Annotated in this window: 23 protein-coding genes and 3 tRNA genes; 10 read left to right on the forward strand and 16 right to left on the reverse strand. The window is 71.4% G+C overall.

Translation table 11 applies throughout. The features are described from left to right. Window positions 1-3: 3 nt before the first annotated feature. From AB0A69_RS01065 to AB0A69_RS01080, 4 genes are all read right to left on the reverse strand, one after another. The gene (locus tag AB0A69_RS01065) at window positions 4-1941 is read right to left on the reverse strand and encodes an ABC transporter ATP-binding protein (protein ID WP_361413878.1); all 1938 of its coding nucleotides are present in this window, start codon (window positions 1939-1941) and stop codon (window positions 4-6) included. Continuing rightward, entirely contained in the window at window positions 1941-3674 is a 1734-nt protein-coding gene (locus AB0A69_RS01070; protein WP_361413881.1) for an ABC transporter ATP-binding protein, read from the reverse strand. Before AB0A69_RS01070 ends, AB0A69_RS01065 begins: the two co-directional genes overlap by 1 nt. Window positions 3675-3829: 155 nt before the next feature. Then, window positions 3830-5269, reverse strand: a complete 1440-nt coding sequence (locus tag AB0A69_RS01075) for an FGGY family carbohydrate kinase (RefSeq protein WP_361413884.1) — start codon at window positions 5267-5269, stop codon at window positions 3830-3832. A gap of 215 nt (window positions 5270-5484) precedes the next feature. Further along, complete coding sequence (locus AB0A69_RS01080; RefSeq protein WP_361413888.1) at window positions 5485-5784, reverse strand: YtxH domain-containing protein; 300 nt, start codon at window positions 5782-5784, stop codon at window positions 5485-5487. Between the two features lie 169 nt (window positions 5785-5953). On the opposite strand from AB0A69_RS01080, the gene AB0A69_RS01085 reads away from it, so the two are divergent. The 3 genes from AB0A69_RS01085 (at window position 5954) to AB0A69_RS01095 (ending at window position 6393) form a co-directional block, all read left to right on the forward strand. Next, window positions 5954-6026, forward strand: a tRNA-Asn gene (locus AB0A69_RS01085). Between the two features lie 5 nt (window positions 6027-6031). Continuing rightward, window positions 6032-6104: transfer RNA gene (locus AB0A69_RS01090), tRNA-Asn, on the forward strand. Window positions 6105-6316: 212 nt separating this feature from the next. Beyond that, window positions 6317-6393: transfer RNA gene (locus AB0A69_RS01095), tRNA-Ile, on the forward strand. 523 nt (window positions 6394-6916) lie between these two features. Here AB0A69_RS01095 and AB0A69_RS01100 read toward each other — a convergent pair. Continuing rightward, complete coding sequence (locus AB0A69_RS01100; RefSeq protein WP_361413891.1) at window positions 6917-7171, reverse strand: Txe/YoeB family addiction module toxin; 255 nt, start codon at window positions 7169-7171, stop codon at window positions 6917-6919. Continuing rightward, on the reverse strand, window positions 7168-7431 hold the full coding sequence (locus AB0A69_RS01105) for a type II toxin-antitoxin system prevent-host-death family antitoxin (protein WP_142164117.1): 264 nt from the start codon (window positions 7429-7431) through the stop codon (window positions 7168-7170). The genes AB0A69_RS01100 and AB0A69_RS01105 overlap by 4 nt, the downstream gene beginning before the upstream one ends. Before the next feature lie 192 nt (window positions 7432-7623). On the opposite strand from AB0A69_RS01105, the gene AB0A69_RS01110 reads away from it, so the two are divergent. After that, on the forward strand, window positions 7624-9306 hold the full coding sequence (locus AB0A69_RS01110) for an SWIM zinc finger family protein (protein ID WP_361413894.1): 1683 nt from the start codon (window positions 7624-7626) through the stop codon (window positions 9304-9306). A gap of 519 nt (window positions 9307-9825) precedes the next feature. Here the strand turns inward: AB0A69_RS01110 and AB0A69_RS01115 are convergent. Both AB0A69_RS01115 and AB0A69_RS01120 read right to left on the reverse strand, forming a co-directional pair. Then, window positions 9826-10002: a hypothetical protein gene (locus AB0A69_RS01115; RefSeq protein ID WP_361413897.1), complete on the reverse strand. Its 177-nt coding sequence runs from the start codon at window positions 10000-10002 to the stop codon at window positions 9826-9828. A gap of 93 nt (window positions 10003-10095) precedes the next feature. Next, window positions 10096-11304 carry a Cmx/CmrA family chloramphenicol efflux MFS transporter gene (locus tag AB0A69_RS01120; RefSeq protein ID WP_361413900.1) on the reverse strand — a complete coding sequence of 403 codons (1209 nt, stop codon included), beginning with the start codon at window positions 11302-11304 and terminating at the stop codon, window positions 10096-10098. Window positions 11305-11764: 460 nt separating this feature from the next. Between AB0A69_RS01120 and istB the strand changes: the two genes are divergently transcribed. Then, the gene (gene istB, locus AB0A69_RS01125; protein WP_361413903.1) at window positions 11765-13087 is read left to right on the forward strand and encodes an IS21-like element helper ATPase IstB; all 1323 of its coding nucleotides are present in this window, start codon (window positions 11765-11767) and stop codon (window positions 13085-13087) included. A 69-nt stretch (window positions 13088-13156) separates the two neighbouring features. Here the strand turns inward: istB and AB0A69_RS01130 are convergent, their stop codons facing one another. Then, window positions 13157-13570, reverse strand: a complete 414-nt coding sequence (locus AB0A69_RS01130; RefSeq protein ID WP_361413906.1) for an organic hydroperoxide resistance protein — start codon at window positions 13568-13570, stop codon at window positions 13157-13159. A gap of 110 nt (window positions 13571-13680) precedes the next feature. Here AB0A69_RS01130 and AB0A69_RS01135 point away from each other — a divergent pair, with 110 nt between their 5' ends. Beyond that, window positions 13681-14178: a MarR family transcriptional regulator gene (locus tag AB0A69_RS01135; RefSeq protein ID WP_361413909.1), complete on the forward strand. Its 498-nt coding sequence runs from the start codon at window positions 13681-13683 to the stop codon at window positions 14176-14178. Window positions 14179-14195: 17 nt separating this feature from the next. On the opposite strand, the gene AB0A69_RS01140 is transcribed toward AB0A69_RS01135, so the two are convergent. The 3 genes from AB0A69_RS01140 to AB0A69_RS01150 form a co-directional block, all read right to left on the reverse strand. Continuing rightward, a complete protein-coding gene (locus tag AB0A69_RS01140) occupies window positions 14196-15512 on the reverse strand; it encodes a carboxyl transferase domain-containing protein (RefSeq protein WP_361415134.1) in 1317 nt (438 codons plus the stop codon). 55 nt (window positions 15513-15567) lie between these two features. Further along, window positions 15568-17097, reverse strand: coding sequence for an acyl-CoA synthetase (locus AB0A69_RS01145; RefSeq protein ID WP_361413912.1), 1530 nt, complete (start codon window positions 17095-17097; stop codon window positions 15568-15570). A gap of 65 nt (window positions 17098-17162) precedes the next feature. Continuing rightward, window positions 17163-17801, reverse strand: coding sequence for a LysE family transporter (locus AB0A69_RS01150; protein WP_361413915.1), 639 nt, complete (start codon window positions 17799-17801; stop codon window positions 17163-17165). Window positions 17802-17967: 166 nt separating this feature from the next. On the opposite strand from AB0A69_RS01150, the gene AB0A69_RS01155 reads away from it, so the two are divergent. Further along, window positions 17968-18435, forward strand: a complete 468-nt coding sequence (locus tag AB0A69_RS01155) for a calmodulin-binding protein (RefSeq protein ID WP_361413918.1) — start codon at window positions 17968-17970, stop codon at window positions 18433-18435. Window positions 18436-18441: 6 nt separating this feature from the next. Here AB0A69_RS01155 and AB0A69_RS01160 read toward each other — a convergent pair whose 3' ends face one another. The 3 genes from AB0A69_RS01160 to AB0A69_RS01170 form a co-directional block, all read right to left on the reverse strand. Continuing rightward, a complete protein-coding gene (locus AB0A69_RS01160; RefSeq protein WP_361413921.1) occupies window positions 18442-20034 on the reverse strand; it encodes a GAF domain-containing protein in 1593 nt (530 codons plus the stop codon). Between the two features lie 134 nt (window positions 20035-20168). Then, window positions 20169-21212, reverse strand: coding sequence for a rod shape-determining protein (locus tag AB0A69_RS01165; RefSeq protein WP_361413924.1), 1044 nt, complete (start codon window positions 21210-21212; stop codon window positions 20169-20171). Between the two features lie 153 nt (window positions 21213-21365). After that, window positions 21366-21953, reverse strand: coding sequence for a hypothetical protein (locus AB0A69_RS01170; protein WP_361413926.1), 588 nt, complete (start codon window positions 21951-21953; stop codon window positions 21366-21368). 133 nt (window positions 21954-22086) lie between these two features. Between AB0A69_RS01170 and AB0A69_RS01175 the strand changes: the two genes are divergently transcribed. Beyond that, window positions 22087-22893, forward strand: a complete 807-nt coding sequence (locus AB0A69_RS01175) for a hypothetical protein (protein ID WP_361413929.1) — start codon at window positions 22087-22089, stop codon at window positions 22891-22893. Window positions 22894-23083: 190 nt separating this feature from the next. Here the strand turns inward: AB0A69_RS01175 and AB0A69_RS01180 are convergent, their stop codons facing one another. Further along, window positions 23084-23563 carry a MarR family transcriptional regulator gene (locus AB0A69_RS01180; protein WP_361413932.1) on the reverse strand — a complete coding sequence of 160 codons (480 nt, stop codon included), beginning with the start codon at window positions 23561-23563 and terminating at the stop codon, window positions 23084-23086. Window positions 23564-23675: 112 nt separating this feature from the next. Between AB0A69_RS01180 and AB0A69_RS01185 the strand changes: the two genes are divergently transcribed. Together AB0A69_RS01185 and AB0A69_RS01190 are read left to right on the forward strand one after the other, a co-directional pair. Next, window positions 23676-24695, forward strand: coding sequence for an NADP-dependent oxidoreductase (locus tag AB0A69_RS01185; protein ID WP_361413934.1), 1020 nt, complete (start codon window positions 23676-23678; stop codon window positions 24693-24695). 65 nt (window positions 24696-24760) lie between these two features. Next, the gene (locus AB0A69_RS01190; protein WP_355355750.1) at window positions 24761-25183 is read left to right on the forward strand and encodes an organic hydroperoxide resistance protein; all 423 of its coding nucleotides are present in this window, start codon (window positions 24761-24763) and stop codon (window positions 25181-25183) included. The last annotated feature ends 25 nt before the right edge of the window (window positions 25184-25208 follow it).

Here is a 25208-nt window from a genome sequence, read left to right on the forward strand (position 1 = left end):
CGGTCAGTCCACCTCGGCGACCGCTTGCGCGAACTGCGCCGCGTACAGGCGTGCGTACGCGCCTTCCGCCGCCAACAGCTCCGCATGCGTCCCCTGTTCGACGATCCCACCATTCTCCATCACCAAGATCACGTCCGCGTCGCGGATCGTCGACAGCCGGTGAGCGATCACGAAACTCGTCCGCCCGTGCGCCAGCCGCGCCATCGCCTTCTGGATCAGCACCTCGGTCCGCGTGTCCACGGAACTCGTCGCCTCGTCCAGGATCAGGATGACCGGGTCCGACAGGAACGCCCGCGCGATCGTGATCAGCTGCTTCTCGCCCGCGCTCACCCCCGCGCCCTCGTCGTCGATGACGGTGTCGTACCCGTCCGGAAGCGTCCGGATGAACCGGTCCGCGTGCGCCGCCCGCGCCGCCGCCTCGATCTCCGCCCGCGAGACCTCGCGCGAGCGCGGCGCGCCGTACGCGATGTTGTCGGCGATCGTGCCGCCGAACAGCCAGGTGTCCTGGAGCACCATGCCGATGCGCGCCCGCAGTTCCTCGCGGGACAGCGCGGTCGCGTCCACCCCGTCGAAGAGGATCCGGCCGCCCGTCACCTCGTAGAACCGCATCAGCAGGTTCACGAGCGTCGTCTTGCCCGCGCCCGTCGGGCCGACGATGGCGACCGTCTGCCCCGGCTCGACCGTCAGTGACAGGTCCTCGATGAGCGGCTTGTCCGGCTCGTACCGGAACGACACCTTCTCCAGTGACACCCGCCCCGCCGGCTCGAAGACCCGCCCGGCCACCGGCGCGGCGTCCGGATCCTGCTCGTCCGCGTCCAGCAGCTCGAAGATCCGCTCGGCGGACGCGACACCCGACTGCACCAGGTTGGCCATCGACGCCACCTGCGTCAGCGGCATCGAGAACTGCCGCGAGTACTGGATGAACGCCTGCACGTCCCCGATGGACAGCGTCCCCGAGGCGACCCGCAGCCCGCCCACCACGGCCACCAGCACGTAGTTGAGGTTCGACACGAAGAACATCAGCGGCTGCATGAGCCCGCTGTTGAACTGCGCCTTGAACCCGGCCTCGTACAGCGCCTCGTTCTGCTCCCGGAAGCCCTCGGCCGTCTCCTCCTGCCGCCCGAAGACCTTCACCAGCGCGTGCCCGCTGTACATCTCCTCGATATGGGCGTTGAGCCGGCCCGTCGACTGCCACTGCCGCACGAAATGCGGCTGCGACCGCTTGCCCACCCTCGTCGCCACGACCACCGACAACGGCACGGTCACCAGCGCGACCAGAGCCAGCAGCGGCGAGATCCAGAACATCATCGCCAGCACGCCCACGATGGTCAGCGCCGAGTTGATCAGCTGGCCCATGGTCTGCTGCATGGTCTGCGAGATGTTGTCGATGTCGTTCGTCACACGGCTCAGCACCTCGCCGCGCTTGGCCCGGTCGAAGTACGACAGCGGCAACCGCTCGAGCTTCGCCTGGACGTCCTCGCGCATCCGGTACACGGTCCGGTTGATGACCTTGATCGACAGGCGCGTCGACACCAACATCGTCACACCGGCGCCTACGTACACCCCCAGCACCACCAGCAACACCGCACCCACGGCGCCGAAGTCGATCCCGTGCCCGGGCGTGAAGGCCACCCCGGACAGCATGTCCGCCAGCCCGTCGTCACCCTTCGCCCGCAGCGCCTCCAGCGTCTGCTCCTTGGAGGCGCCCTCCGGCATCCCGCGCCCCACCACCCCCGCGAAGATCAGGTCCGTGGCCTTGCCGAGGATCATCGGCCCGACCACCGACAGCGCCACGCTCACCACACCGGCCGCCAGCATCAGCCACAGCGTGGCCTTCTCCGGCGCCAGCTGCCGCAGCAGCCGCCTGCCCGACCCCTTGAAGTCCATCGACCTCTGGTCGGGGCCGCCGCCGGCCATCATCCGTCCCGCCGGCCCCGCCATCAGGCTGCCTCCGCTTCCGTCAGCTGGGAGAGCACGATCTCCCGGTACGTCTCATTCGCCGCCATCAGCTCCTGATGGCGTCCCGCCCCCACGACCCGGCCCTCGTCAAGGACCACGATCCGGTCGGCGTCGCGGATGGTCGACACCCGCTGCGCCACGATCACCACCGTCGCGTCCGCCGTCTCGGCCGCCAGCGCCGCCCGCAGCCGCGCATCCGTGGCGTAGTCCAGTGCCGAGAACGAGTCGTCGAAGAGGTAGATCTCCGGCCGCTGCACCAGCGTCCGCGCGATCGCCAGCCGCTGCCGCTGCCCGCCCGACACGTTCGTCCCGCCCTGCGCGATCGGCGCCTCGAGACCGTGTTCCAGCTCGCGTACGAAGTCGGCGGCCTGCGCCACCTCCAGCGCGTCCCACAGTTCCTCGTCCGTGGCGTCGGGGTTCCCGTACCGCAGGTTCGTCGCGATCGTCCCCGAGAAGAGGTACGGCTTCTGCGGTACGAGCCCGACCGTGCGCGCCATCAGCGCCGGGTCGAGCTCGCGCACGTCGACCCCGTCGACCAGCACCTCCCCGCCCGTCGCGTCGAACAGCCGCGGCACCAGCCCCAGCAGCGTCGACTTGCCGCTGCCCGTCGATCCGATGACCGCCGTCACCTCGCCGGGCCGGGCGACCAGATCGACCCCGCGCAGCACCGGCTCCTCGGCGCCCGGATAGCGGAAGTCCGCGTTCCGTATCTCCAGGTGTCCATGGCGGGCCAGCTTCCGTACCGGCGACGCCGGCGGCACGACGCTCGACTCGGTCCGCAGCACCTCCTCGATGCGCTCCGCGCACACCTCGGCGCGCGGCACCATCATGAACATGAAGGTGGCCATCATCACAGCCATCACGATCTGCATCAGGTACGCGAGGAAGGCCGTCAGCGCCCCGATCCGCATCTCGCCACCGTCGATGCGGTGCGCGCCGAACCACACCACCGCGACGCTCGACACGTTCACCACGGTCATCACCGTCGGGAACATCAGCGCCATCAGCCGCCCCGTAGCCATGGACACGTCGGTGAGAGCGCCGTTCGCCGCCCCGAACCGCTCCCGCTCGTAGGCGTCCCGCACGAAGGCCCGGATGACCCGGTTGCCGGTGATCTGCTCGCGCAGCACCCGGTTCACGGCGTCTAGCCGCTCCTGCATCGTGCGGAACAGCGGCCGCATCCGCTTCACGATGAGGGAGACGGAGACGCCGAGCACCGGCACCACGGCCAGCAACACCGCCGACAGCGGCACGTCCTGCCCGAGCGCCATGACGATGCCGCCCACGCACATGATCGGTGCCGACACCATCAGCGTGAACGACATCAGCACCAGCATCTGGACCTGCTGGACGTCATTGGTGGTACGCGTGATGAGCGAGGGCGCCCCGAACTGCCCGACCTCACGCGCCGAGAACGACTGCACCCGGTCGAAGACCGCCGCCCGCACGTCCCGGCCCAGCGCGGCCGCCGTGCGCGCCCCGTAGTAGACGGCGCCGATGTTGCAGACCACCTGCACCACCGAGACGGCGATCATCACGGCGCCGAACCGCAGGATGTAGCCCGTGTCACCGGTGACGACACCGTTGTCGATGATGTCGGCGTTCAGGCTGGGAAGGTAGAGGGAAGCGCAGGTTTGCAAGAACTGAAGGACCACCAACACGACGATGGGCCGCTTGTACGGCCCTAGGTGGCGTCGAAGAAGTTGTCTGAGCACACCATCAACTATCCCCACCGCCCGGGCCGGTTACGAGCCGATTTCCCGGAACAAGGGGCGGCGACGAGCCCCGGGCCGCCCGGGCCGAGGAAACCCGGGCCGAGAAGACTCGGGCCGCCCGGGCCGAGGAAACCCGGGAAAATCCGGGCGGGCGCTCAGGCGTCGAACGCGCCCGGGTGCAGCTGGTCCCGCGTCGCCCCGTACTGCTGCCGCACCGCCTGCCCCACGGCCAGCTCCTCGCCCGGCTCGAAGACCTGCATCGCGGCCGCCTGCCAGGCCGGCGGCACCTGCGGCGACAGCACGCCGTGCGACGCCCCCAGCGCCCACGCCGCCTGCCGCGCCGCGCCGAGCGCCGCGTAATCCGCCGGCTGCGGTACGACGACCTGGGCGCCGAAGATCGCCGGCGCGGCGGCCTGCACGGCGGGCAGCTCGGCGGCCGCCCCCAGCAGGAACACCCGCCGCACCTCCACTCCGCGCCCGCGCAGTACATCCATCGCGTCCGCGAGCGAGCACAGCATGCCCTCGAAGGCGGCCCGCGCCAGGTGCTCCGGCTTCATCGACTCGCGCCGCAGCCCGCTCAGGGTCCCCGCCGTGTGGGGCAGCTGCGGCGTCCGCTCGCCTTCCAGATACGGCAGGAGTACGAGCCCGGACGCGCCCGGCGTCGACTTCAGCGCCAGCGCCGACAGCTCCTCCAGGCTCTCCACGCCCAGCATCTCCGCGGTGCCGCGCAGCGCCCGCACGGCGTTCGAGGTGTGCACGACCGGCAGGTGCATCCCCGCCGCGTCCGCGAACGCCGTGATCATGCCGCGCGGATCGGCCAGCGCCTCGTGGTGCACGGCCATCACCGACCCCGACGCGCCGAGCGACACCACGGCGTCACCGAGCCCGAGTCCGAGCCCCAGCGCGGCGGCCATGGTCTCGCCCGTCCCGGCGGAGATCAGCAGCCCCTCGGGCGTGATACCCGCGGCCTCGGCGGGACCCAGCACCTCCGGCAGCGCGGCCTGGTGCCCCAGCGCCAGTTCCACCAGATCGGGCCGGTACGCACCGGTGCCGGCCGACCAGTAACCCGTACCGGAAGCCGCCCCCCGGTCCGTCGTACGGCGCGCCGGCCGCCCCAGCAGCTGCCACACCAGCCAGTCGTGCGGCTGCATCACCATCGCCACACGCGCCGCCGCCTCCGGCTCGGTACGCGCCAGCCAGCGCAGCTTCGCCACCGGCTGCGCCGCCTGCGGTACGCAACCGACGGCCTCGGCCCATGCCTGACGGCCGCCGAACGCCTCGATCAGGTCCGCGGCGGCCACCTGCGCGCGCTTGTCGTTGCCGACCAAGGCCGGCCGTACCAGGGCCCCCTGCGGATCCAGCGGCAGCAGCCCGTGCTGCTGCGCGGAGACGCCGATGGCCTGCACGCCTTCGAGCAGGCCGCCGGAAGCGGCCTCTCCGAGGGAGAGAAGCCACGCCTGCGGGTCCACCTCGGTGGCCTTCGGCTCGACGGGATGCGGCGCGTAGCCCTGTCGCAGTACGGCGCCCGTGTCCGTGTCACAGACGACGATGCGCGTAAAACCCGACGAACTGTCCAACCCGGCGACTATCCCCATGGGCATAGATTCTGCCGCACTCGGGACACACGTCGACCCGCCAGGCACCGTGGCCGGTCGCCACCCGTCGGGGTGCTACCGACCGGGGTGTCACCGGCCGGGGTGTCTGGCGGTCCACCGATCCACTGGCCACACGGCTCCGCGGCCCCGCGGCCCAACGGCCGAGCGGCCCGCCGGGCTCACGGGCTCACGGGCCACCCGGACAGGCCGCTGGCTCAGGTGTTAGTGGTCCCCCACTCGTCCTCACCACCCTGGCCGCGCTCCCGCAACGATCGCACCCGCTCGGCGACCGACTCGGGCACCCGGTCCCCGACCTTGTCGCTCACGGCGTGGAGTGCTTTCCCGGCCACCTCCCGCCCGGTGTGCGCGGCGGACTCGGCGGCGTTGCGCACAGCCGGGTTCTGGGAGATGTCACGCGCGGACTTCCGCAACTGTTCGTACCGCTCCCGGCCTGCCCGGGTGCCGAGCACGTACCCGACGGCCAGTCCAACGACGAACGCGAGCTTGTACCGCATGGCTGCCACCCTTCCGAAGGCGTTGGTGCTGGCCGCCTACCCGCGTGGCCGGAGATCACCCCGGGAACCGATTGGCGGAGCACCCCCCTGCTTGCGCTAATGTATGTGTCGCAGCGAGCGAGCGCCGCCCGGGAAGCCCCGGGTGGGTGCGTTCGGTGCAACGCAGCAATCCCCTGTAGCTCAATTGGCAGAGCAGCCGGCTGTTAACCGGCAGGTTACTGGTTCGAGTCCAGTCGGGGGAGCGCGATCCCCTGTAGCTCAATTGGCAGAGCATTCGGCTGTTAACCGGAGGGTTACTGGTTCGAGTCCAGTCGGGGGAGCGGTGCTGGAAGAGGACCCCTGGGAGGGGGTCCTCTTTCGCGTTTCCGGCGGGGAGCCGAGGCCTCCCGAGCCGATCCGACCGCGACGGGAACCGCGCAGCGCCCAGCGCAGTCTTCATGGACGTGCGTATGCCGACCATCCGGAGCAGGAGATCGTATGAGCGGCTATGCTGCGGCAGACGGCGCGCACAAATGTGCGCGACGCGCCGTAAGGGGCGGTAGCTCAGCCGGTTAGAGCAGCGGACTCATAATCCGTCGGCCGTGGGTTCGAGTCCCACCCGCCCCACCAAAAAGCAGGTCAGAGAAACGTTCTGACCTGCGCAAACGTTCCTCCGGGTGGCCGGATTCGGGACTCTGGGGCGACGGATTCCACTCCGTTGGCCGTTACTGCGGAGTCCTTGGGGCTGGGGCTGCCTCTGTGCTGTGACCTGCGGTGATGTTGTGACCGGAGGGGCGGCGGGGTGGCGTAGACCAGCGGCCAGGGGACACCCAGGGGACGCGAGGTTCGGGAAGTGCGGGTCTGCTGTGGCGGAGGCGAACAGGGGGCGCGTCAGGTCGCTGGTGAGATGTCCGGCGCGGGCGCGAGGGGCAGGGCGTTCGGCGCTGCATGGCGTGGGAGCGTTCACCACCGCACTGATCCTCCTGGCAGAGGTGGAGAGCATCGGGCGGTTCGCCTCGGCGCGCAGCCTCGCCTCGACGGTGCGGATCTCAAACCGTAGCGTGTGTTTCGCGTGCTGGGCTGCTGCAGTTCTGGGTGGCGTCGCCTCAGCGTCATGCGCGCTTCGGGACCGGTGCAGGTTCTTCGGGTCGTGTCAGTAGTGGTATCGAGCCTGGACGATGATCAGCTCATCGTCGGTCGGCTTGTACACGAGTCGGTGCGTGTCGTCGATTCTCCGGGACCAGTAGCCCGACAGGTCACCCTTCAGGGGCTCCGGCTTGCCGATGCCCTTGAAGGGATCGCGCATGGTGTCGTCGATCAGCTTGTTGATGCGCTTGACCATCTTGCGGTCGTTCTCGGCCCAGTAGGTGTAGTCCTCCCAGGCGTGGGTCGTGAACGAAATCTTCACGCACGCTCCGCATCGGGGTCGATCAGCTCGCGATGCTGGGCTTTGCCGGCCTCCGCCTCGGCGATGGAGTCGAGCAGGCGACGGGCGTTCTTGGGGGAGCGCAGGAGGTGCACTGTCTCGGTCCACGAACTGAAGTCCTCTTCGGACATGAGGACGGCGTTCCCCTTGCGGGACGTGATGTGAACCGGAGCGTGGTCCTCGTTGACCTGCTCGATCAGCGGGAACAGGTTCTGCCGCGCCTCGCTGGCGGTGATGGACATGCTTGCCGCCTCCCTTCTCGACTTGTACAAGATATAGTACGAGTCTTGATCGTGTCCACAAGGCAGCCCTTGTCGAGCCCGACGCGTGGCAGCTTGGGGTGGGGCACCGAGAGCATCGCTTGCGGCCTCTCATGGGGGGATGGCTGAGATCTTCGGGACTCCCCGACCCGCCTTCCGCGGTTGAATACCGGTGTGGCACCGAGAGTGGTGGGGTTCGGCGAGGACGATTTGCGGGCGCTGGCCGGGACTCGGTCCTTCGAGCGAGGGCTGGGGTACCTGGACGCGGTGAGCGGGCTGGAGGTGGGGGAGGGCTCGGTCACCGCCGTGGTGCACGGTACGGATGTCTACGAGGTGGAGCTCACCCTCGGCGGCGACGAGGGGGTCTCGGGGTGGTGTGACTGTCCGTACGGGCAGGAGGGCAACTTCTGCAAGCACTGTGTAGCGGTCGGGCTTACCGTGCTGCGGCACGTGAAGACGATCCCCCAGCAGCGAGCCGCGGCACGGGCACGGGCTTCCGGCTTGGAGGCGTGGCTTTCGGCGCTGTCGCGTGACGAGCTCCTGGCGCTGGTGCGGGAGCAGATCGCCGAGGACCGGGAATGGTGCAGGCGTTTGGAGCTGCGGGCAGCCGCTGCTCGTTGCGACCTCGGTACGGTCCGGGACCGGATCGTCGCCCTGACCGATCCGCGGCCGTTCGCCCGGTACGGATACATCGAGTACGCGGATACCTCCGGGTATGCGCGACAAGTCGCCGAGGCGGCGAGTGCGCTGCGCGCCCTGACCGCCGACGGGCAGGCGGCGCAGGCGGTGGTTCTGGCCGAGGAGGCGATCCGGGTGCTGGGGGAGGCATACGGGGAGATCGACGACTCCGACGGTGTGGTCGGAGAGGCCGCCGCCGCGGTGGCCGAGGCCCATCTGGAGGCTTGTGGGGTCGCCCACCCCGATCCGGCTCGGCTGGCCGACTGGCTGGTCGGCGCGGTGCTCGACGGCAGCAACGACGTGACAGACCTGGATCCGCTGGACTACGCCGACGCGCTGGGGCCGAGCGGGCTGGCCCGCATACGGCAGCTGGCGACCGAGGCGCTCAGGCGCAGGCCGTCCGGCTGGGCGGAGAGGTATCTGATGGAGCGTCTGATCAAGGCAGAGGGTGACGTCGACGCGTTGGTCGCTCTGCATGCGCAGGACCTCGGCCCGACCGGTGCAACCCATCTGCTCATCGCCGAGGAGCTGGAATCGGCGGGACGTGCGGACGAGGCGCTTGCCTGGGCGGAGCGCGGACTGCGGGCGTGCGCCGCCGAGACGTACATCGACGGCCGTCTGGTCGACTACGTGTGCGCGCGGTACGCGCAGACGGGGCGGGCGGCCGACGCGGTCGCGGTGCGCCGGGACCGGTTCCGTCTCGAGCGGTCCCTGGCCGCCTACCGGCAGTTGCGCTCCGTCGCCGGGGCGGCGGACTGCTGGGAGGCCGAGCGCGCGGCGGCGCTGGCTACCTTGGAGGAGGACGCCCGTCGTGAGCGCGGCGGCCGGTACGGCGGGCCCGTGCTGATCGACGCGTTGCTCGACGACGGCGACCTGGATGCCGCCTGGCGGGTGGCCGCCGGCCGCGCCGACGACCGGCAGTGGGCGCAGCTCGCCGATCGGTCGCGCGAGACGCGCCCGGCCGAGGCGCTCGGCGTGTACCTGCGGCTGATCAAGCGGTCGAAGGAGCCGACGGGTGAGCGCGCCTACGAGCGCCTGGCGCGGCTGCTCCAGGCTGCCCGTGACTGCCATCGCGCGCTGGGGACCGAGGACGCGTTCACCCTCTTTCTCGCCGACCTGCGGATGGAACTGAAACGCAGGCGGAAGCTGATGAGCATCCTTGACCGGCACGGGCTGTGAAAGGGCTCCGGCAGAGGCCCTCTCGGCGAGGGGAGAACGACAGGGACAGGGGCCGGCTCTCCCCGTGGGAAGGCAATTCCGCTGCCGGAGGCGAGATGATGCAGCCGGACGTCCCCAGTTCCCCTCACGGGAGGGCTCTGCTGCCCGCCAGGGGACATGCAGGGGACGGAAGGGCCCGGAAAGACCAGGAAGGCCGGCGCAGAGCCAGAACCGCGAAGCTCCTCTGACCTGCGGTTATGGGGCGACCGAGGCAAGAGTGGGGACAGACCGGAAGATCCGAAAGGGACTCATAATCCGTCGGCCGTGGGGCTCGAGTCCCACCCGCCCCACCACAGCAGTGGTCAGCAGAAACGTTTCTGTCCACGGAGGCGTACGAGCGCGCACCGCCGCTCCCGGCGGTGCCGCCGCTGAACCGCCGCGTGTCCGCCATGATCCTTCGTACGCTTCTCGTATGCCCCGCTGCGGATGTGTACGGGGTATGCGGGCTGCGGGCACGGCGCGGCTGCCGCGCGGGTGAGGCTATGCCGCCGAGGCGACGTCCCCCTGCTGCGCGGCAGCCCACAGGACGACGAGGCGCTGATAGATCCGGTGCTCGTCCGGGGACAGCTGCCCGCCAGCGCGCGCCCACAGCTCTCGGATCGCCGAGTTCAGGGCTTCGGCATCCGGCTGGACAGGAGAACGCAGGGTCTGGGACATGCCATCCAGCGTAGGGCGAGGATCCGATAATCCGGGCACTCGGCGGACGTGCGATCCGCCACGAATGCCGGCATACCGGTGACGCAGGCCACTCTACTGTCCACCGCCCACCCTCCTCCCACCCACCGGTCGCTCCGCTCCGGTCGGCTGCGCCGTGACCACACCGCGCCAGGCGTACGCGACGAGGGACGCGAGCAGGACGAGGAGGCCGCTCGCCCAGAGCGGCCCGAGGGCTCGGGCGCCGGTGGTGAGGGTGGCCGCGGCGAAAAGGGGCCCGGCGGCGGCGCCGATGTTGAGGGCCGCGGTCGCGTACGAGCCGGCCATGGTGGGGGCTCCCGCCGCCTCGTAGAGGACGCGTGTGATCAGTGTGCCGCCCAGCGCGAAGGACAGCGCGCCCTGTGTGAAGACGAGGACGAGCAGGACGACCGGCCTGTCCGCCAGCAGCGCCAGAGCCGGCCAGCCGGCGAGCAGGAGCGGCCCCCCGAGGGCGATCACCAGGCCGGGCCGCCGGTCGGACAGGCGTCCGGCGAGAGTGACGCCGGCGAAGGAACCGGCGCCGAAGAGCATCAGAGCTACGGGGACCCACAGCTCGCCGAGCCGGGCGACGTCGGTCACGACGGGGGCGAGGAAGGTGAAGCCGGCGAAGGTCGCCGCGTTGACCAGCGCACCGAGCGCCATGACGAGGACCAGCCGCGGCCTTCGGAGCTCTGCCAGCTCCGAACGCAGGGCCCCGCCGCCGGTGAGGTGCTCCATCGGGGCCCGCGCCGGGAGGCCCATGAGGATGCCGACCGCAGCCGGAAGGCAGAGCACGGCGATGGCCCAGAAGGTGGCACGCCAGCCGAGCAGTGTGCCGAGTGCCGATCCCGCCGGGACACCGGCGATGGTGGCCACCGTCGTGCCGGACAGCAGCACGGCCAACGCGCGTCCCTTCTTATGGGGCGGGACGAGTGCGGCGGCGGTGGTCAGAGCTACGGCGAGGAACCCGGCCTTCGCGAGGGCCGCGACCACCCGCGTCGCGTACAGCACCGTGAAGCTCGTGGTGGCGGCGCCCACGACATGGGCTGCCAGGAACACGAGGACGAACCCGAGGAGACTCCGCCGCCCTGGCCAGGTGCGGGCGAGCGCGGCCATGAGCGGGGCGCCGACGGCCATGCCGAAGGCGAAGGCCGAGGTGAGCGTTCCGGTCGCCGCGACGGTGACGCCGAAGTCGGAGGCGATGTCCGGCACAAGGCCGGCGAGCATGAATTCGGAGGTGCCCATGGCGAAGACCGCCATGGCGAGCAGATGCAGAGGGAGGGGCATCGAGGGCTCCGGGTGAGGAGAAGCGGGGGAAGGGCATCTCGTCACCGCGGTCAGCACCCGAAGACACGCGCGTCCGACCCGGCCGCGCACGCGCGCGGGAGGCACGCGGCGGGAGGGCAGGGGCGGCAGGGCTCAGTGGTTCAGGGGCCGACGGCGTGACCGAAAGCCCCCACCTCGTCCGACTCGGGGCTCGACATGGCCCGCACGTTACTCACCCACGCCGCCTCGTCGCACCCGGGTTTCCCGGCCGCCCGCGCGGCGGCGATGGTGGGGGCAATCAGAGCGCGAGTCGGCATATCGACATGTCCGGATGTTCACCTGCAGCGTGTGTCGATATATGTGATGAACCCTCACGAGTGTTGTGCTACTGGAATTCTATTAATCCCAAAGGGTGGCGCGAATTAAGATTTTCGGCGGCAGCGCACCAGAATGGCGGAACCCCCCGCCGCTGGAGGTCCCGTTGTCCCGTTCCGCCTCGTCCCCGTCGACCATCACGACCATCGGCCTGGCCCTGTTCGCCACCCGCTGGCTCCAAGCCCCGCTGTATTTCGGCCTCGTGGCCGCACAGGGGGTGTACGTCTACAAGTTCTTCAACGAGCTCTGGCACCTCGTCGACCACGTCGTCAGCGGCCAGGCGGACGAGACCTACGTCATGCTCGCGGTCCTCAAGCTGGTCGATGTCGTGATGATCGCCAATCTGCTGATCATGGTCATCGTGGGCGGGTACGAGACGTTCGTCTCGCGTATCGGACTGCAAGGGCACCGCGATCAGCCGGAGTGGCTGTCGCACGTCAATTCCAATGTGCTGAAGGTGAAGCTGGCGACGGCGATCGTCGGAATTTCGTCCGTGCACCTGCTTCAAATGTTCGTGGACGTTCATCACACGCCCCGGCACGATCTGTTGTGGGGCACCGTCATCCACATGGCGTTCATCGTCTCCGCGGCGATCCTCGCGTACATGTCCGGGCCGATGGCCGCGCACGAGCCCAAAGGTCATGGAGTGAAGGAGTCGCCGCACTTCGTCGTCCTGCCGCGCCAGCGGGACGGGCGGAAGGCGGACGAGAGGGATGTGAGCGACGGAAGTGACGACGTGGGTAACCGTGGTGACGGAGTCGCCCGAGCCGACGCGCCGGGGCGCGGAGGCGGCGGCGGGCGTGAGCGCGACGATGAGCGCTCCAAGGCGGAGGAGCTGATCCAGGCCGCCGGCTTTCCGGCCCGCAAGCTCCTGGAGATGTTCGACGAAGGGCACCTCCGGGCGCCCGACCCGCAGACCCTCGCTCGGCTTGGAAAGGTCGACTTCGTCACGCGCCGGGCCAACGTCGTACTCCTCGGCCCGCCCGGTACCGGCAAGACGCACCTCGCCATCGCCCTGGGGGTGCGGGCCTGCCAGGCGGGTCACCGGGTGCTGTTCGCCACCGCCGCAGACTGGGCCGACCGGCTCCGGGAGGCCAAGGCCGCGGGCCGGCTCGGAAAGCTGCTCGCGGAGCTCGACACGTATCCGCTGCTGATCGTGGACGAGGTCGGGTACGTGCCGTTCGAGGACGACGTCGCCCATCTCTTCTTCCGGCTGGTGTCGCACCGCTACGAGCGTGCCTCGCTGATCGTCACCAGCGACCGGCCCTTCGGCCGCTGGGACGAGGTCTTCGGCGACAGCGGTATCGCCTCGGCGACGGTCGACCGCCTCGTCCACCACGCGGACGTCCTCACCCTCGACGGCGAGAGCTACCGCTCGCGACGGCTGGAGCCGACGGCGGTCAAGGGGTGGGGCGGGCAGGGCTACTGACCGCTCCCGCCCTCGCCCCCGTCCTTGCTGTCGCCGCCGTGGTCGTGGTCGTGGTCGTCGTCGTACGGGTCACTCGATGACGAGCTCCACCGGAATGTTGCCGCGCGTCGCCTTGGAGTACGGGCAGTACGCGTGGGTCTTCTCCAGCAGCTCGCGGCCCGCCTCGCCCTGGAGGTGGTCCGGGAGCTCGACGCGCATCACCACGGCGAGCCCGAAGCCGCCGTCGCCGTCCTTGCCGATGCTCACCTCGGCGGTGACCGAGGCGTCCTTGACGTCGATCTTCTCCTGGCGGCCGATCGCGCCCATCGCGCTGGCGAAGCACGCGGCGTAACCGGCGGCGAACAGCTGCTCCGGGTTGGTGCCCTGCCCGTTGCCGCCTAGTGGCTTGGGGTGGGCGAGGGGCAGGTCTATGTGGCCGTCGGAGCTGATGGTGCGGCCTTCGCGGCCGTTGGCGGTGGCGACGGCGGTGTACAGGGCGTCCATGGAGGGGGCCGTCCTCTCGTGTGCGGGACTGGTGAGACTGATGACAGGTCTCTTTGTAGCGCACTATTCAGTTGTGCACAACTCAATGGTGCGCGGAGTACCATGGCTCCATGGACACGCCCGGTATCGCGCGCGACGAGGACTTCCTCCGCCTCGACCACCAGATCTGCTTCTCGCTCCACGCCGCCACCCGCGCCTTCAACGGCGTGTACCGCACCGCGCTGAAGGACCTCGGCCTCACCTACCCCCAGTACCTGGTCATGCTGGTCCTCTGGGAACACGGTGAACTGCCCGTGAAGCGCATCGGCGCACACCTGCGCCTCGACTCCGGCACCCTCTCGCCCCTGCTCAAGCGCCTCGAGGGTGCCGGCTACGTCGAGCGCCGCCGCAGCCCCGAGGACGAGCGGTCCGTGACCGTGCGTCCCACCGAGGCCGGGACGGCCCTGCGTGAGCGCGCCCTCGGGGTGCCGCGACGGATCGCCGCCGCGACCGGCATGTCACTGGACGAGGTCCGCGCCCTGCGTGCCCGCCTCAACGAACTGACCGCCGCGCTCGACCTCGCCGAGGTGGACCTGGCACAGGGCGACTGCCTGGAGGAGACGCCCTGATGCGCGGCGGCGTCACGTCACACGATGCCGCGCGCGATGCCCAGCTCCACGAGGTCCTGCGGGCGCAGCCGTAGCTGCTCGGCCGTCCGCGGGGCTTCCTCGGGAGGCCGTTTGAGTATCGCGGCCGCCAGCTCCGGGGCGATCACCGAGAAGTAGCTGTCGGGCGTCGCCCAGGTGTGGCCCGGGGCCGCGAGGGCCAGCGCCCCGCCCGAGCCGCCCTCGCCGATCAGCAGCGTCGTCACCGCCACCCGCGCCCCGGCGACCGCCGCGAACGCGTCCGCGATCGCCGCGCCCGCGCCCGTACGCTCCGCTTCGGCGTCGTTCGCGGCGCCCGGCGTGTCGACGAGGGCCAGCACGGGCAGGCCGAGCCGGTCCGCGAGGCGGATCACGCGGGCGGCCGTGCGGTACCCGGCCGGCCGGGTCGCGGTGCCGCACTGGGCGACGTACGCGACCGCCCGCCCGTCGGGGCGTATCCCCACGCCGGACAGCAGCCCCGGGTCCGTACCGCCGCAGCGGTCGCCCACCAACGGCAGCCGGTACGCGAAGTACCCGTCCAGGTACGCCGCGGCGCGCGGCCTGGCCGGGTCGCGCGCTTGGCGCACCGCGTCCCAGCCGCTGGCGGGGAGGGCGGCCGCATCCGACAGGGCGGAGGGCGGCTCCACGGGCCCCGGCGCGGGAGTCGTCAGCGCCGTCAGCCAGCGCGTGACCGTCTCGCGGAGTTCCTCCGGGCGCACGACGGCGTCGATGTGCCCGGCTGCCAGCTGGCCCTCGGCCGTGTACGCCGACGGGTCCGCGTCCGGCGGCCGTACGCGCGAGCCGGCGAAACCGATCTGCGCACCGGGCAGAGCCAGGATCACATCGGCGCTGGCACCGACCGTCGCCCAGCCGCCGCCGGTCGACGGATCCCGCAACACGGTGATGTGAGGCACGCCCGCCTCCCGCAGCAGCACCGTCGCGCGCGCCACCCGCTGGAGCTGGGTCAGCGCGACCATGCCCTCCTGCATACGGCTGCCGCCCGTCGCGACGAGCGAGACCAGCGGAACGCGCTGCTCGCGTGCCAGGCGGTAGGCGTCCTCCAGGCGGTCGCCGGCCCGTTGGCCCAGGGAACCTCCGAGGAAGCCGAACTCGAAGGCGAGCAGCGCGCAGCGGCGGCCGCCGACGGTCGCCGTGCCGTACAGGATGGACTCGTCCTCGCCCGTACGGTCGGCGGCACGCGCGTGTGAGGCGTCGTAACCCTGCCAGGACAGTGGCCCGTCGGGGGCGGTGTGCCGGGCGGGGGGCTTGTGCTCGACGAAGTCGTCGGTGAGGAGGGCGATCGCGCGGCGGGCCGGCAGGCGCGAGTCCTCAGGCCGGGAGTTCTCAGGCCGGGAGTTCACAGGCCCAGGGTTCTCAGACATGGAGGGCCCGCTTCACGACCTTGCCCATGTCGTTGCGGGGCAGCGCGTCGAGGTAGTGGACGGTGCGGGGCCGCTTGTGGGGGGCGAGCTGGGCCGCCACATGGTCGGACAGCTCGCGCGCGACGGGTGGGTTTCCGGGGTCCGCGGGGACGATCCAGGCCACGATCCGTTCCCCCAGGTCGGGATCCGGTTCGCCGGTGACGGCGGCTTCGCGTACGCCCGGGTGGTCCAGGAGCGTGTTCTCGATCTCACCAGCGCCGATCTTGTAGCCACCGCTCTTGATCAGGTCGGTGGTCTTGCGCCCCACCAGCCGTACCGAACCGTCCGCGTCCCGTACCGCCATGTCGCCGGTACGGAACCATGGGCCGTCGAAAGCCGCGGCGGTGGCGTCCGGGCGGTTGAGGTACTCCGTGAACAGGTTCGGGCCGCGCACCTGGATCTCGCCGACCGTCTCCCCGTCGTACGCGGTGATCTCCGAGCCGTCCTCCTCGACCAGGCGCAGCTCGACGCCGCGCAGGGGCACGCCGACCGAGCCGGGGCGGGGCTCGCCGTCGACGCGGATGCCGGTGTTCATCAGGGTCTCGGTCATGCCGTACCGCTCGATGACGCGCCGTCCCGTCGCGGCGGCGATCCGTTCGTGGTCGTGGACGGGCAGTGCCGCCGAGCCGGAGACCAGCAGCCGTGCGCCGGCCAGTGCCTTGGTCAGCTCCGGGTCGGAGGGAAGGGCCTCGGCGATGCGGTGGTACATCGTCGGTACGCCGAACAGCATGGTTCCGCCCGACGCCAGCTCCCGCGTGACCCCGTCCGTGGTGAACGAACCGAGGTGGCGTACGGACCCGCCGCGCCGGAGGGGGCCGAGGATGCCGAGGATCAGCCCGTGGACGTGGAAGAGGGGCAGGGCGTGCACGAGGACGTCGTCGGACGTCCACGCCCATGCCTCCTCCAACGCATCCAGCGACGCCGCGATCGCGCGGCGGGGGAGGACCGCGCCCTTGGGCGGGCCCGTCGTGCCGGAGGTGTAGACGACGAGGGCGGGGGCTTCGGGGTCCTGCGGCTCGGACGGAAGCAGGCCCTCCGGGAGCTCGGCCCCGTCCTTGGCGAGGGTGACGTCCACGCGCGCCACGTCCGCGAGCGGTGCCGGCAGGTCGTCGCCAGGCGCGGCGAGCACCAGGTCGGGCGCGCTGTCGGTGACGATGTGCGTCAGCTCCCGCTCGCCTGTCTTCGGGTTGAGCGGTACCGCCGGTACGCCGGCGAGCAGAGCGGCGACCACCGCGACGGCGGTCTCCGCGGTGGGCGTGGCCCACACGGCGATCCGCGCCGGCTGCCGGCTTTCCGGCCGGTGAGCGCCCGCCTCGTGGGTGCCCGGCTGGTGGGTGCCCGGCTGGTGGGTCGACGGGCGGAGTCGCGCGGCCAACGCGCCTGCCGCCGCGCTCAGTTCGCCGTACGTGAGCGTGTTCCGCTCGCCGAAACGCAGCGCGGGCCGGTCCGGCCGGGTGGCCAGTGCCGGAAACAGGGTGGTCACTCGTCGTCTCCTCGCTGTCGGTGGCCCCACCATTCTCTCCGCGCGGCGCCGCGGGGGAAGCGGGGTCAGGGCAGCGGCAGGGCCAGTTTCACCGCGTACGCCGCCACCAGGCCGTACCCGATGCGGAAGGTCCATGTCCGTACGCGGGCGGAGGCACGGGCTCCGGTGGCGCCGCTCGCCGCCACGAGCACCTGCTGCCACGCCAGCGACGCGACGAACACCCCGGCCACGAACACCGTCCCGGCCGCCGCGCCGCGCAGCGCGGCGCCCTGGGCCGTGGTGAGCGCCGCGAAGTAGAGGGCGGTGGTGGGGTTGATGAAGGTCAGCGCCGTGAACCGCAGGAACGTCCGTCCCGCGGTCTGGGGCTGCTGCGGAAGGGCGGCGGGCTCCGCTGATCCGGCCGACTCCGCCGTGTGCCGCGAGGCCCGCAGGCCGTGTGCGGCGATGCCCAGCAGCACGGCGGCGGAGACGAGCCGCACCCACGCCTCGACGCCGGACAGCGCCGCTGCGACGAGCGGCCCCAGCGCGGTGGCCACCGCCGCGTAGACCATGTCGACGAAGGCGACCGCCGACGCGGCGGCCCTGGCTCCGCGCCGGTCGCGCATGGCCTGCTGGACGAGCAGTACGCCGACGGCCCCCAGAGGCATGGCGACTCCCAGCCCGGCGGCCGCGCCCGCGAGGGCAGGGGTCCACATCTCGGTCATCGCGTCACTGTGGCGGCGTGGGCGGTGAGGGCGCGAGCGATTTTCGGCGGTCCCTGCCGTGGCGAGTTGTCGCCAAGGTGACAGCTCTCCCGCACAGGTGGTGATTACGCAGAGTAATAATGATGTTGCGGCGTGCTCCTGCGCCGACGCTCGACCGGAGGTGTACATGCGGTACTTCGCCACCAAGCTGGCCACGCTCGTCTCAGTTCTGATGCTGGCCCTCACCCTGGCTCAGCCGGCCCACGGGACCGAGGCCGGCAGCACTCCGTCGCGCGCCGCCGCGGCGGAGGCGGCGTACTTCGAATTCGACTACCCGCCCATGCGGGAGAAGTTCGTCTTCCAGCTCACCGACCCCACGAGGATTCAGGAGGCCAGGGACATCCTGAGCGGCAAGGAGAAGGACAAGATTCATGTCATGGGCCGGATCATCAAGCGGGCGGCGCCGTACAACCCCGGCTGGAGCTTCCACCTCGACCCCGGCACCATCCACTTCTTCGAGGTCGCCATCGAGGTGTGTGACGCGTCCGTGATGTATGTCGAGGACCACCTCGACGAGGCGGGCGGCGCCTTCCTGCCCGGCCTGTACTGGTGCCCCTGGGGTTCGCGCCTGCTGAGGGAGGTTCCCGCCCCGTAACGGCCGTCAGCGGGGCGACTGCCACGTCAAGGCGGCACTCCGACTGCCGTCGTCCGCCGTGCCGTCGTCCCTGACCACCAGGCGGACACCCGGGCGGCCGTCCGGCAGGACGGCCGTCGCGTCCACCTCGACGTCCACGCACGACACGTCCGTGCGGCGGTGGGCCGCGGCGAGCGCGGTGCGCAGGGTGGAGAGGAGCTCATCGGCCACCGGACCGCTCACCAGCGTGTCCACCGCGCCGGTGAAGTGGACCGAGGGCTGGAAGCCGAGGAGCGCGGCCGCGCCGCCCGTCTCGCGCAGCACGCGGCCGCGGAAGGAGCGGGGCACCTCCGCCGGGGGCTGCTGGAGCGCGAAGATGGCGGTCCTGACCTCCTGGATCGTCGAGTCCAGCTCGTCCACGGCCCGGTCCAGCAGGTCGGCATCCGGTGACCCCGGCTCCGCCCGCCGCCGGGTGGACTCCAGCATCATCTCGGTGGCGAACAGCCGCTGGACCACCAGATCGTGCAGGTCGCGGGCGATGCGGTCGCGGTCCTCGTACACCGCCAAGCGCTCCCGGTTCCGCCGCGCGTCCGCGAGTACGAGCGCGAGGGCGGCCTGGGAGGCGAACTGCGAGGCGAGCAGCCGCTCCAGCGCCGTGTAGGGACGGCCGCCGCGGCGGCGCGGTAGCGCGAGGGTGCCGATCAGCTTCCCGCCGCTCTGCAACGGCAGCATCATCGAGGGCCCGAAGCGCGTGCGTACGTGGGTCGTCATGCGGGGGTCGGTCGCGGAGTCCTCGACGAAGAGGGGTTCGCCGCTCAGCAGGTGCGCCAGTACGGGCGAGCCCGGCGCGATCGTCGTACCGATCAGGTCGCCCGGGTCGTGCGGGGTGGACGCGGCGACGATCTCCATGCCGCCCTCCTCGGTCGGCTGGAGGACGACACCCGCCGACGCGTCGGCCAGCACACGGGCCCGCTCGGCGACCGTCGTCAGCGCGTCTCCCGTGGAGTCGCCCACGGGATTGCCCGTGGAATCACCTGCGGTGTCGTCTGCGGCGCCGCCCATGGAGTGGCCCGCCGGCTCGCCCGTCAGCAGCGCGGTCGTCACGGCGGCGGCGCCCTCGATCCAGCGTTCGCGCTGCCGTGCCGTCTCGTACAGCCGGGCGTTGCCGATCGCGATGCCGGCCTGCGAGGCCAGCACACGCAGCATGGCGAGGTCCTCTTCGGTGAAGGTGCCGGCACGCTTCTCGGTGAGGTAGAGGTTGCCGAACACCTCGGTGTCGACGCGGATCGGTACGCCGAGGAAGGTCCGCATCCGCGGATGGCCGGGCGGTACGCCGCACGAGCGCGGATCGGCCGTCAGGTCGTCCAGCCTCAGCGGCTCGCCGTCCCGGATCAGCGCGCCCAGCACCCCGCGACGCCCGTCGGGCAGCGGGCCGACGCGCTGCCGCTCGTCCTCCGTCATCCCGTACGTGTAGAGCTCGGTGATCCGTCCCCGCTCCGGGTCGACGACGCCGAGCGCGCCAAACCGCGCGCCGGTCAGCTCGGCGGCGGAGTCCACGATCCGCTGGAGCGTGGTGCGCAGGTCGAGGTCGGTGCCGAGGCTCAGTACCGCCTGGAGCAATGACGGAAGCCTGCTTCCGCTCCCGCTCCCGGTCCCGGTCCCGGTCCCGGTCCCGCTCCCGGTCCCAGTCCCGGTTTCGCGCCCGTCCCCAGTCCCGGTCCCGCTCCCGGTTCCGCCCCCAGTCCCGCTTCCGGTCACTCCGCTTCGGTGAGCGGGTTCATCGTCAGCGGCTGGATGCGCCCCTCCAGCATCGCGCCGAGTCCCAGAACGGCGCAGATGTCGGGCCGTTCCGCGATGTGCACCGGCATGCCGGTCGCGTCGCGCAGCATCTGGTCCAGGCCCGGCAGCAGCGCGCTGCCGCCGACCATCATGATGCCGCGGTCGACGAGGTCGGCCACCAGGTCGGGCGGGCAGTCGCGCAGCACCTTGCCGATGCCGTCGAGTACGGCCGTCAGCGGAGTGTGCAGAGCCTGGCGTACGGCGGCGGTGTCGACGAGCACCGAACGGGCGAGGCCCGTGGCCACGTCACGCCCGTGGATCTCGGTGGACGCGGGCCCTGCAGGGGTCAGGCCGTTGCCGTGCAGGGCGAGCTGGAGGGGGCGTACGGACTGGCTCGGCAGCATCAGCTCGTGCTGGTGGCGCAGGTACTGGATGACCGCGTGGTCGATGGCGTTCCCGCCGACCGGGATGCGCTCTGCGGTGACGATCGCGCCGAGCGAGAGCACCGCCACCTGGGTGGTGGCCGCCCCGCACACCAGGATCATCGTGGCGGTGGGCTCCTCCACCGGCAGGCCGCAGCCGACGGCCGCCGCGATGAGGGTGTCGACGAGTTCGACGCGCCGGGCGCCGAGGCCGACGAGCGTCTCGACGGTGGCGCGCTGCGCGAGCGGATCGCTGTCGTGCGGCGTACAGGCGGCGGCGCGCAACAGCGGCTTGCGGCGCAGCTGGCGGCGGAGCTTCTCGCCCAGCAGGTGACGCAGCATCCGCTGGGCCATCTCGATGTCGACGACGGTGCCGCCGGAGACGGGGCGGACGACCCGGATGTAGTCGGGGGTACGGCCGGTCATCTTCTCCGCGAACTCGCCGACGGCGATCAGCGCTCCGGTGCGGGTGTTGACGGCGGCGACGCTCGGCTCGTCGACGACGAGCCCGACGCCCTTGACGAAGACCCGGGTCCTGGCGGCTCCCAGATCGACGGCGACATGGCAGCGGCGCAACTGCTCAAGACTGACGGTCACGGTGACGATCCTCCCGAGAGCGGTACGTCTTCGCATCGTCCGGTCACCGGGCGCGCGGCGCGCGCTGGGGGAGCTGACGGGGTGACAGGACCCGGGACCGTACGGGGCGGGTCTCAGGCGCCCGGGGAGGTCGGACCGCTCCGGGACCCCCCGTCACACGAGCCGTTGCAGCAACCCCCACGTGAACTCCGCCACGCACGCCTCTCCCTCCGGAAGCGTGAACGCCAGTCGCCACCTGGTCGGCGCGCTGCCCTCCTGTGGGCGCGCTGGCGGGAAGGCGCGGGCCACCTCGTCGACCGTGCAGCTCCACGGGCGCAGGTCGGCGGCCGTGCGCAGCTCCGGGCCGCGTGCGCCGGGGGCGCGTACGAGCCACTCGTTCCACACGCCCCGGCCTCCCGGCGCGGTCAGCACCTCGAAGCGCAGGTCAGGCCAGAGCGGCAGGCGCCACAGCAGCGCGTCGCACTCCAGATCGCCGATGCCGCGCCGGGCCCGCGACTCCGGCTCGCCCAGTACGGAGCGGTAGCGGGAAACGGCCCCCCGCCCGCCGGGCGCCCGCACCATGGCCTGCCAGCGGCGGTTCGCCTCGCGCATGTCGGCGATCGAGGCCCCGAGCTCCCGCCTGGCCTCCTCCACGAGCCCCGGCTGGAAGTCGGCCATCCGGCGCAGGAGCACCAGCTGGAAATGGACCGGCCCGAACGAGCCGGCGGAGGGTACGGAATCGGAGGGTCCCTTGTCCACCATGCGGACATCCTGCCCCGTTCCGGCCCCTAAAGGGTGTACCGAACGGACACGCCGAGAGTTGGCTGGTTCCTCACAGGATCCTCACAACACCGGCTATCTCCGGTGTTGTGTCCCCGCATACTCTGCGGGCGCCATGGATTTCTGCCACCAGTGTCAGCGGCACCTCAACGGCGCCCTGGCCTGTGCCGGCTGCGGGACGCCCGCCGAGGAGCTCCGGCACGACGACCCGCACACGCCCGCGGCGGACGACCTCGTCATCGAGCTGAGCCGTGACGAGGAACCGCCCGCAGGTCCTCGCCGTGCGCGTACCCAGGCCGATCGCCGCCGGGGCCGCACGGTCGGCCGCCGCGCCCGCAAGCGGCGCGGCCGCAAGGTCCTGATCGGCCTCGGCGCCCTGCTGCTGGCGGCCGGTGCGCTGAGCCTGGCCGAGCTGGCGATCGAGCATCCCGGCGAGGACGGCGCCGCCACCGCCGTACGGCAGGACGACATGGCCGAAACGGCGCAGCCGGCGCCGAACGAGCCGTCCGGTGACAGCGAGCGCCCCGACGGGCCCAGCCCGATCACCGCATCGGCCTCCACGGTCTCCGACCGGCCGTCCGGCGACGCCGAACCCGGCGAGGGTGACGGGGAGGGCGAGGGAGCCCAGGCGTCCGGCGCCCCCGGCGCCTCCGCGTCTCCCGGGGCCCCGAGCCCCGGAGCGTCCGATTCCGGCGCCCCCGACGCCCCGGCGGCGTCCGAGGCTCCGGGGGAGCCCGGCGCTCCCGCGCCGGAGGGCCCGGCTCCGGGCGAGCCCGACCCCGGTACCGACCCGGACCCCGGTCCCGACCCGGGCAACGATGACCCGCCCTCCGACCCGGCCCCGGAGCAGCCTCCGTCCCAGCCCTCCCCGGACCCGACGCCGACGGAGAGCTGCGACTGGTTCCTCTGGTGGTGCGTGTAGGGACCCCTGAGCGGAGCCCCCTGAGCCGGGCCGCGCCCCCTGAGTCGGACCCTGCGTCGGGATCGCCCCCTGAGCCGGGCTCCCCGAGCCGGGGTCGCTCACCGAGCCCCGGGCTCTACGCGGGATCGAGCCCCGCTCCCGGCCCTGGCCCCGCCCCCGGCCCTGGCTCCGTGCCCGGCCCCGCCCCCGGTCACGGCTCGCCCAGCATCCGCCGCAGTAGGTCCCGCAGCACCGTGCGCTCCTCCTCCGAGAGCGCCGCCAGCGGCTCGTTCGCGAAGTCCAGCGCGTCCCGCAGGCGCCGCGCCGTCGCGCGGCCCTCCTCCGTCGCGGCGGCCACCTTCACCCGGCGGTCCGCCGGATCGGGCCGGCGCTCCACCAGCCCGCGTGACTCCAGGCGGTCCACGATGCCGGTGACGTTCGACGGCTCGCACCGCAGGGACGTCGCGATACGGCGCATGGGGAGCGGCTGGAGCGTCAGCAGCCTCAGGACCCGCGCCTGCGCGCCGGTCAGCGAGTGCTGCGCCGCGGCCTGCTCGTACTCCTCGTGGTAGCGGGCCACGATCGTGCCGATGAGCTCCACCACCTCGAGGGTGAGCGGATCCGTACGCGGACTGTGCGTGGGTCTGTCCGTGCGCGATCTGTCCGGACTACCGGTGCTGCTGCTGGCCATGGACATCAGAATACCCATTTACTTGACAACCTGAAATATCCGGTCGCATGGTTGTTTCAGGTAGTGAAGCAATTTGAAGGATTGCTGAAGCACGTCTCAGGAGGCAACGCAGATGTCCGCTCTTCCCGCGTCCGGCCGTGAATGGCACCTCGTCGCCCGCCCGCACGGCTGGCCGAAGCCGGAGGACTTCGCGCTGCGCGAGGCGCCGGTCACCGAGCCCGGTGAGGGCCGCATCCTCGTCCGCAACCTGCACTTCTCGGTCGACCCGTACATGCGCGGCCGCATGAACGACGTGAAGTCGTACGTCCCGCCCTTCCAGCTGGACCGGCCCATGGACGGCGGCGCGGTCGGTGAGGTCATCGCCTCCCGTGCCGAGGGCTTCGCCGTCGGTGACCACGTCCTCCACGGCCTCGGCTGGCGCGAGTACGCCGAGCTCGACCCCAAGCACGCCACCAAGGTCGACGGCTCGATCGCCCCGCTCTCCGCGTATCTCGGCGTCCTCGGCATGACGGGCCTCACCGCGTACGCCGGCCTCTTCGAGACCGCCTCCTTCAAGGAGGGCGACGCCGTCTTCGTCTCCGGCGCGGCCGGCGCCGTCGGCAGCCAGGTCGGCCAGCTGGCCAAGCTCCGGGGCGCCTCGCGCGTCATCGGCTCGGCGGGCTCCGACGAGAAGGTCAAGCTGCTCGTCGAGGAGTACGGCTTCGACGCCGCCTTCAACTACAAGAACGGCCCCGTCGCCGAGCAGCTCAAGGCGGCGGCCCCCGACGGCATCGACGTCTACTTCGACAACGTCGGCGGTGAGCACCTGGAAGCCGCCATAGCCCGGCTCAACGTCCACGGGCGCGTCACCATCTGCGGCATGATCGCCGGCTACAACGACACCGAGCCGACCCCCGGCCCGCGCAACATGGCCATGGTCATCGGCAAGCGGCTGCGCCTCCAGGGCATGCTGGTCAGCGACCACGCCAAGCTTCAGCCGCAGTTCGTGAAGGACGTCGCCGGCTGGCTGGCGTCCGGCGAGCTCAAGTACAAGGAGACCGTCGTCGAGGGCATGGAGAACGGCGTCGAGGCCTTCCTCGGCATGCTTCGGGGCGAGAACACCGGGAAGATGATCGTTTCGCTCACCCGTTAGGCTCACCCCAGGCCGCCGCGATCGTGGGCGCGAGTCGCGGCGCAACACAGGAGGAAACCTCTTACATGTCCATCACGCAGTCCGACGTTCTGTACACCGCTGTCGCCACCGCCGAGAACGGCCGTGACGGTCGCGTCGCCACCAACGACGGCAAGCTCGACGTGGTCGTCAACCCGCCGAAGGAGATGGGCGGCTCCGGCGAGGGCACCAACCCGGAGCAGCTGTTCGCCGCCGGTTACAGCGCCTGCTTCCAGGGCGCGCTCGGCGTGGTCGCACGCCAGGAGGGCGCCGACATCTCCGGCTCGACGGTCACCGCCGAGGTCGGCATCGGCAAGAACGCCGAGGGCTTCGGGATCATCGTCAAGATCTCGGCGAACATCCCGAACGTGAGCGAGGCCACCGCCAAGGACCTCATCGAGAAGGCCCACCAGGTCTGCCCGTACTCCAAGGCGACCCGCGGCAACATCACGGTCGAGCTCGCGGTCTGATCGCACCCCGTGCCAAGGGCCGCAC

This window comes from Streptomyces sp. NPDC045431 (assembly GCF_040646655.1).
In the GTDB taxonomy this organism is placed as follows: Bacteria; Actinomycetota; Actinomycetes; order Streptomycetales; family Streptomycetaceae; genus Streptomyces.

Excerpts from the sequence above, each read along its gene's own strand:
- AB0A69_RS01065 (WP_361413878.1), bottom strand. The coding sequence starts at position 1,941 with ATGGCGGGGCCGGCGGGACGGATGATGGCCGGCGGCGGCCCCGACCAG.
- AB0A69_RS01075 (WP_361413884.1), bottom strand. The coding sequence starts at position 5,269 with ATGGGGATAGTCGCCGGGTTGGACAGTTCGTCGGGTTTTACGCGCATC.
- AB0A69_RS01080 (WP_361413888.1), bottom strand. The coding sequence starts at position 5,784 with ATGCGGTACAAGCTCGCGTTCGTCGTTGGACTGGCCGTCGGGTACGTG.
- AB0A69_RS01105 (WP_142164117.1), bottom strand. The coding sequence starts at position 7,431 with ATGTCCATCACCGCCAGCGAGGCGCGGCAGAACCTGTTCCCGCTGATC.
- AB0A69_RS01115 (WP_361413897.1), bottom strand. The coding sequence starts at position 10,002 with ATGTCCCAGACCCTGCGTTCTCCTGTCCAGCCGGATGCCGAAGCCCTG.
- AB0A69_RS01120 (WP_361413900.1), bottom strand. The coding sequence starts at position 11,304 with ATGCCCCTCCCTCTGCATCTGCTCGCCATGGCGGTCTTCGCCATGGGC.
- AB0A69_RS01130 (WP_361413906.1), bottom strand. The coding sequence starts at position 13,570 with ATGGACGCCCTGTACACCGCCGTCGCCACCGCCAACGGCCGCGAAGGC.
- AB0A69_RS01135 (WP_361413909.1), top strand. The coding sequence starts at position 13,681 with ATGGACACGCCCGGTATCGCGCGCGACGAGGACTTCCTCCGCCTCGAC.
- AB0A69_RS01150 (WP_361413915.1), bottom strand. The coding sequence starts at position 17,801 with ATGACCGAGATGTGGACCCCTGCCCTCGCGGGCGCGGCCGCCGGGCTG.
- AB0A69_RS01155 (WP_361413918.1), top strand. The coding sequence starts at position 17,968 with ATGCGGTACTTCGCCACCAAGCTGGCCACGCTCGTCTCAGTTCTGATG.
- AB0A69_RS01170 (WP_361413926.1), bottom strand. The coding sequence starts at position 21,953 with ATGGTGGACAAGGGACCCTCCGATTCCGTACCCTCCGCCGGCTCGTTC.
- AB0A69_RS01175 (WP_361413929.1), top strand. The coding sequence starts at position 22,087 with ATGGATTTCTGCCACCAGTGTCAGCGGCACCTCAACGGCGCCCTGGCC.
- AB0A69_RS01180 (WP_361413932.1), bottom strand. The coding sequence starts at position 23,563 with ATGGCCAGCAGCAGCACCGGTAGTCCGGACAGATCGCGCACGGACAGA.
- AB0A69_RS01185 (WP_361413934.1), top strand. The coding sequence starts at position 23,676 with ATGTCCGCTCTTCCCGCGTCCGGCCGTGAATGGCACCTCGTCGCCCGC.
- AB0A69_RS01190 (WP_355355750.1), top strand. The coding sequence starts at position 24,761 with ATGTCCATCACGCAGTCCGACGTTCTGTACACCGCTGTCGCCACCGCC.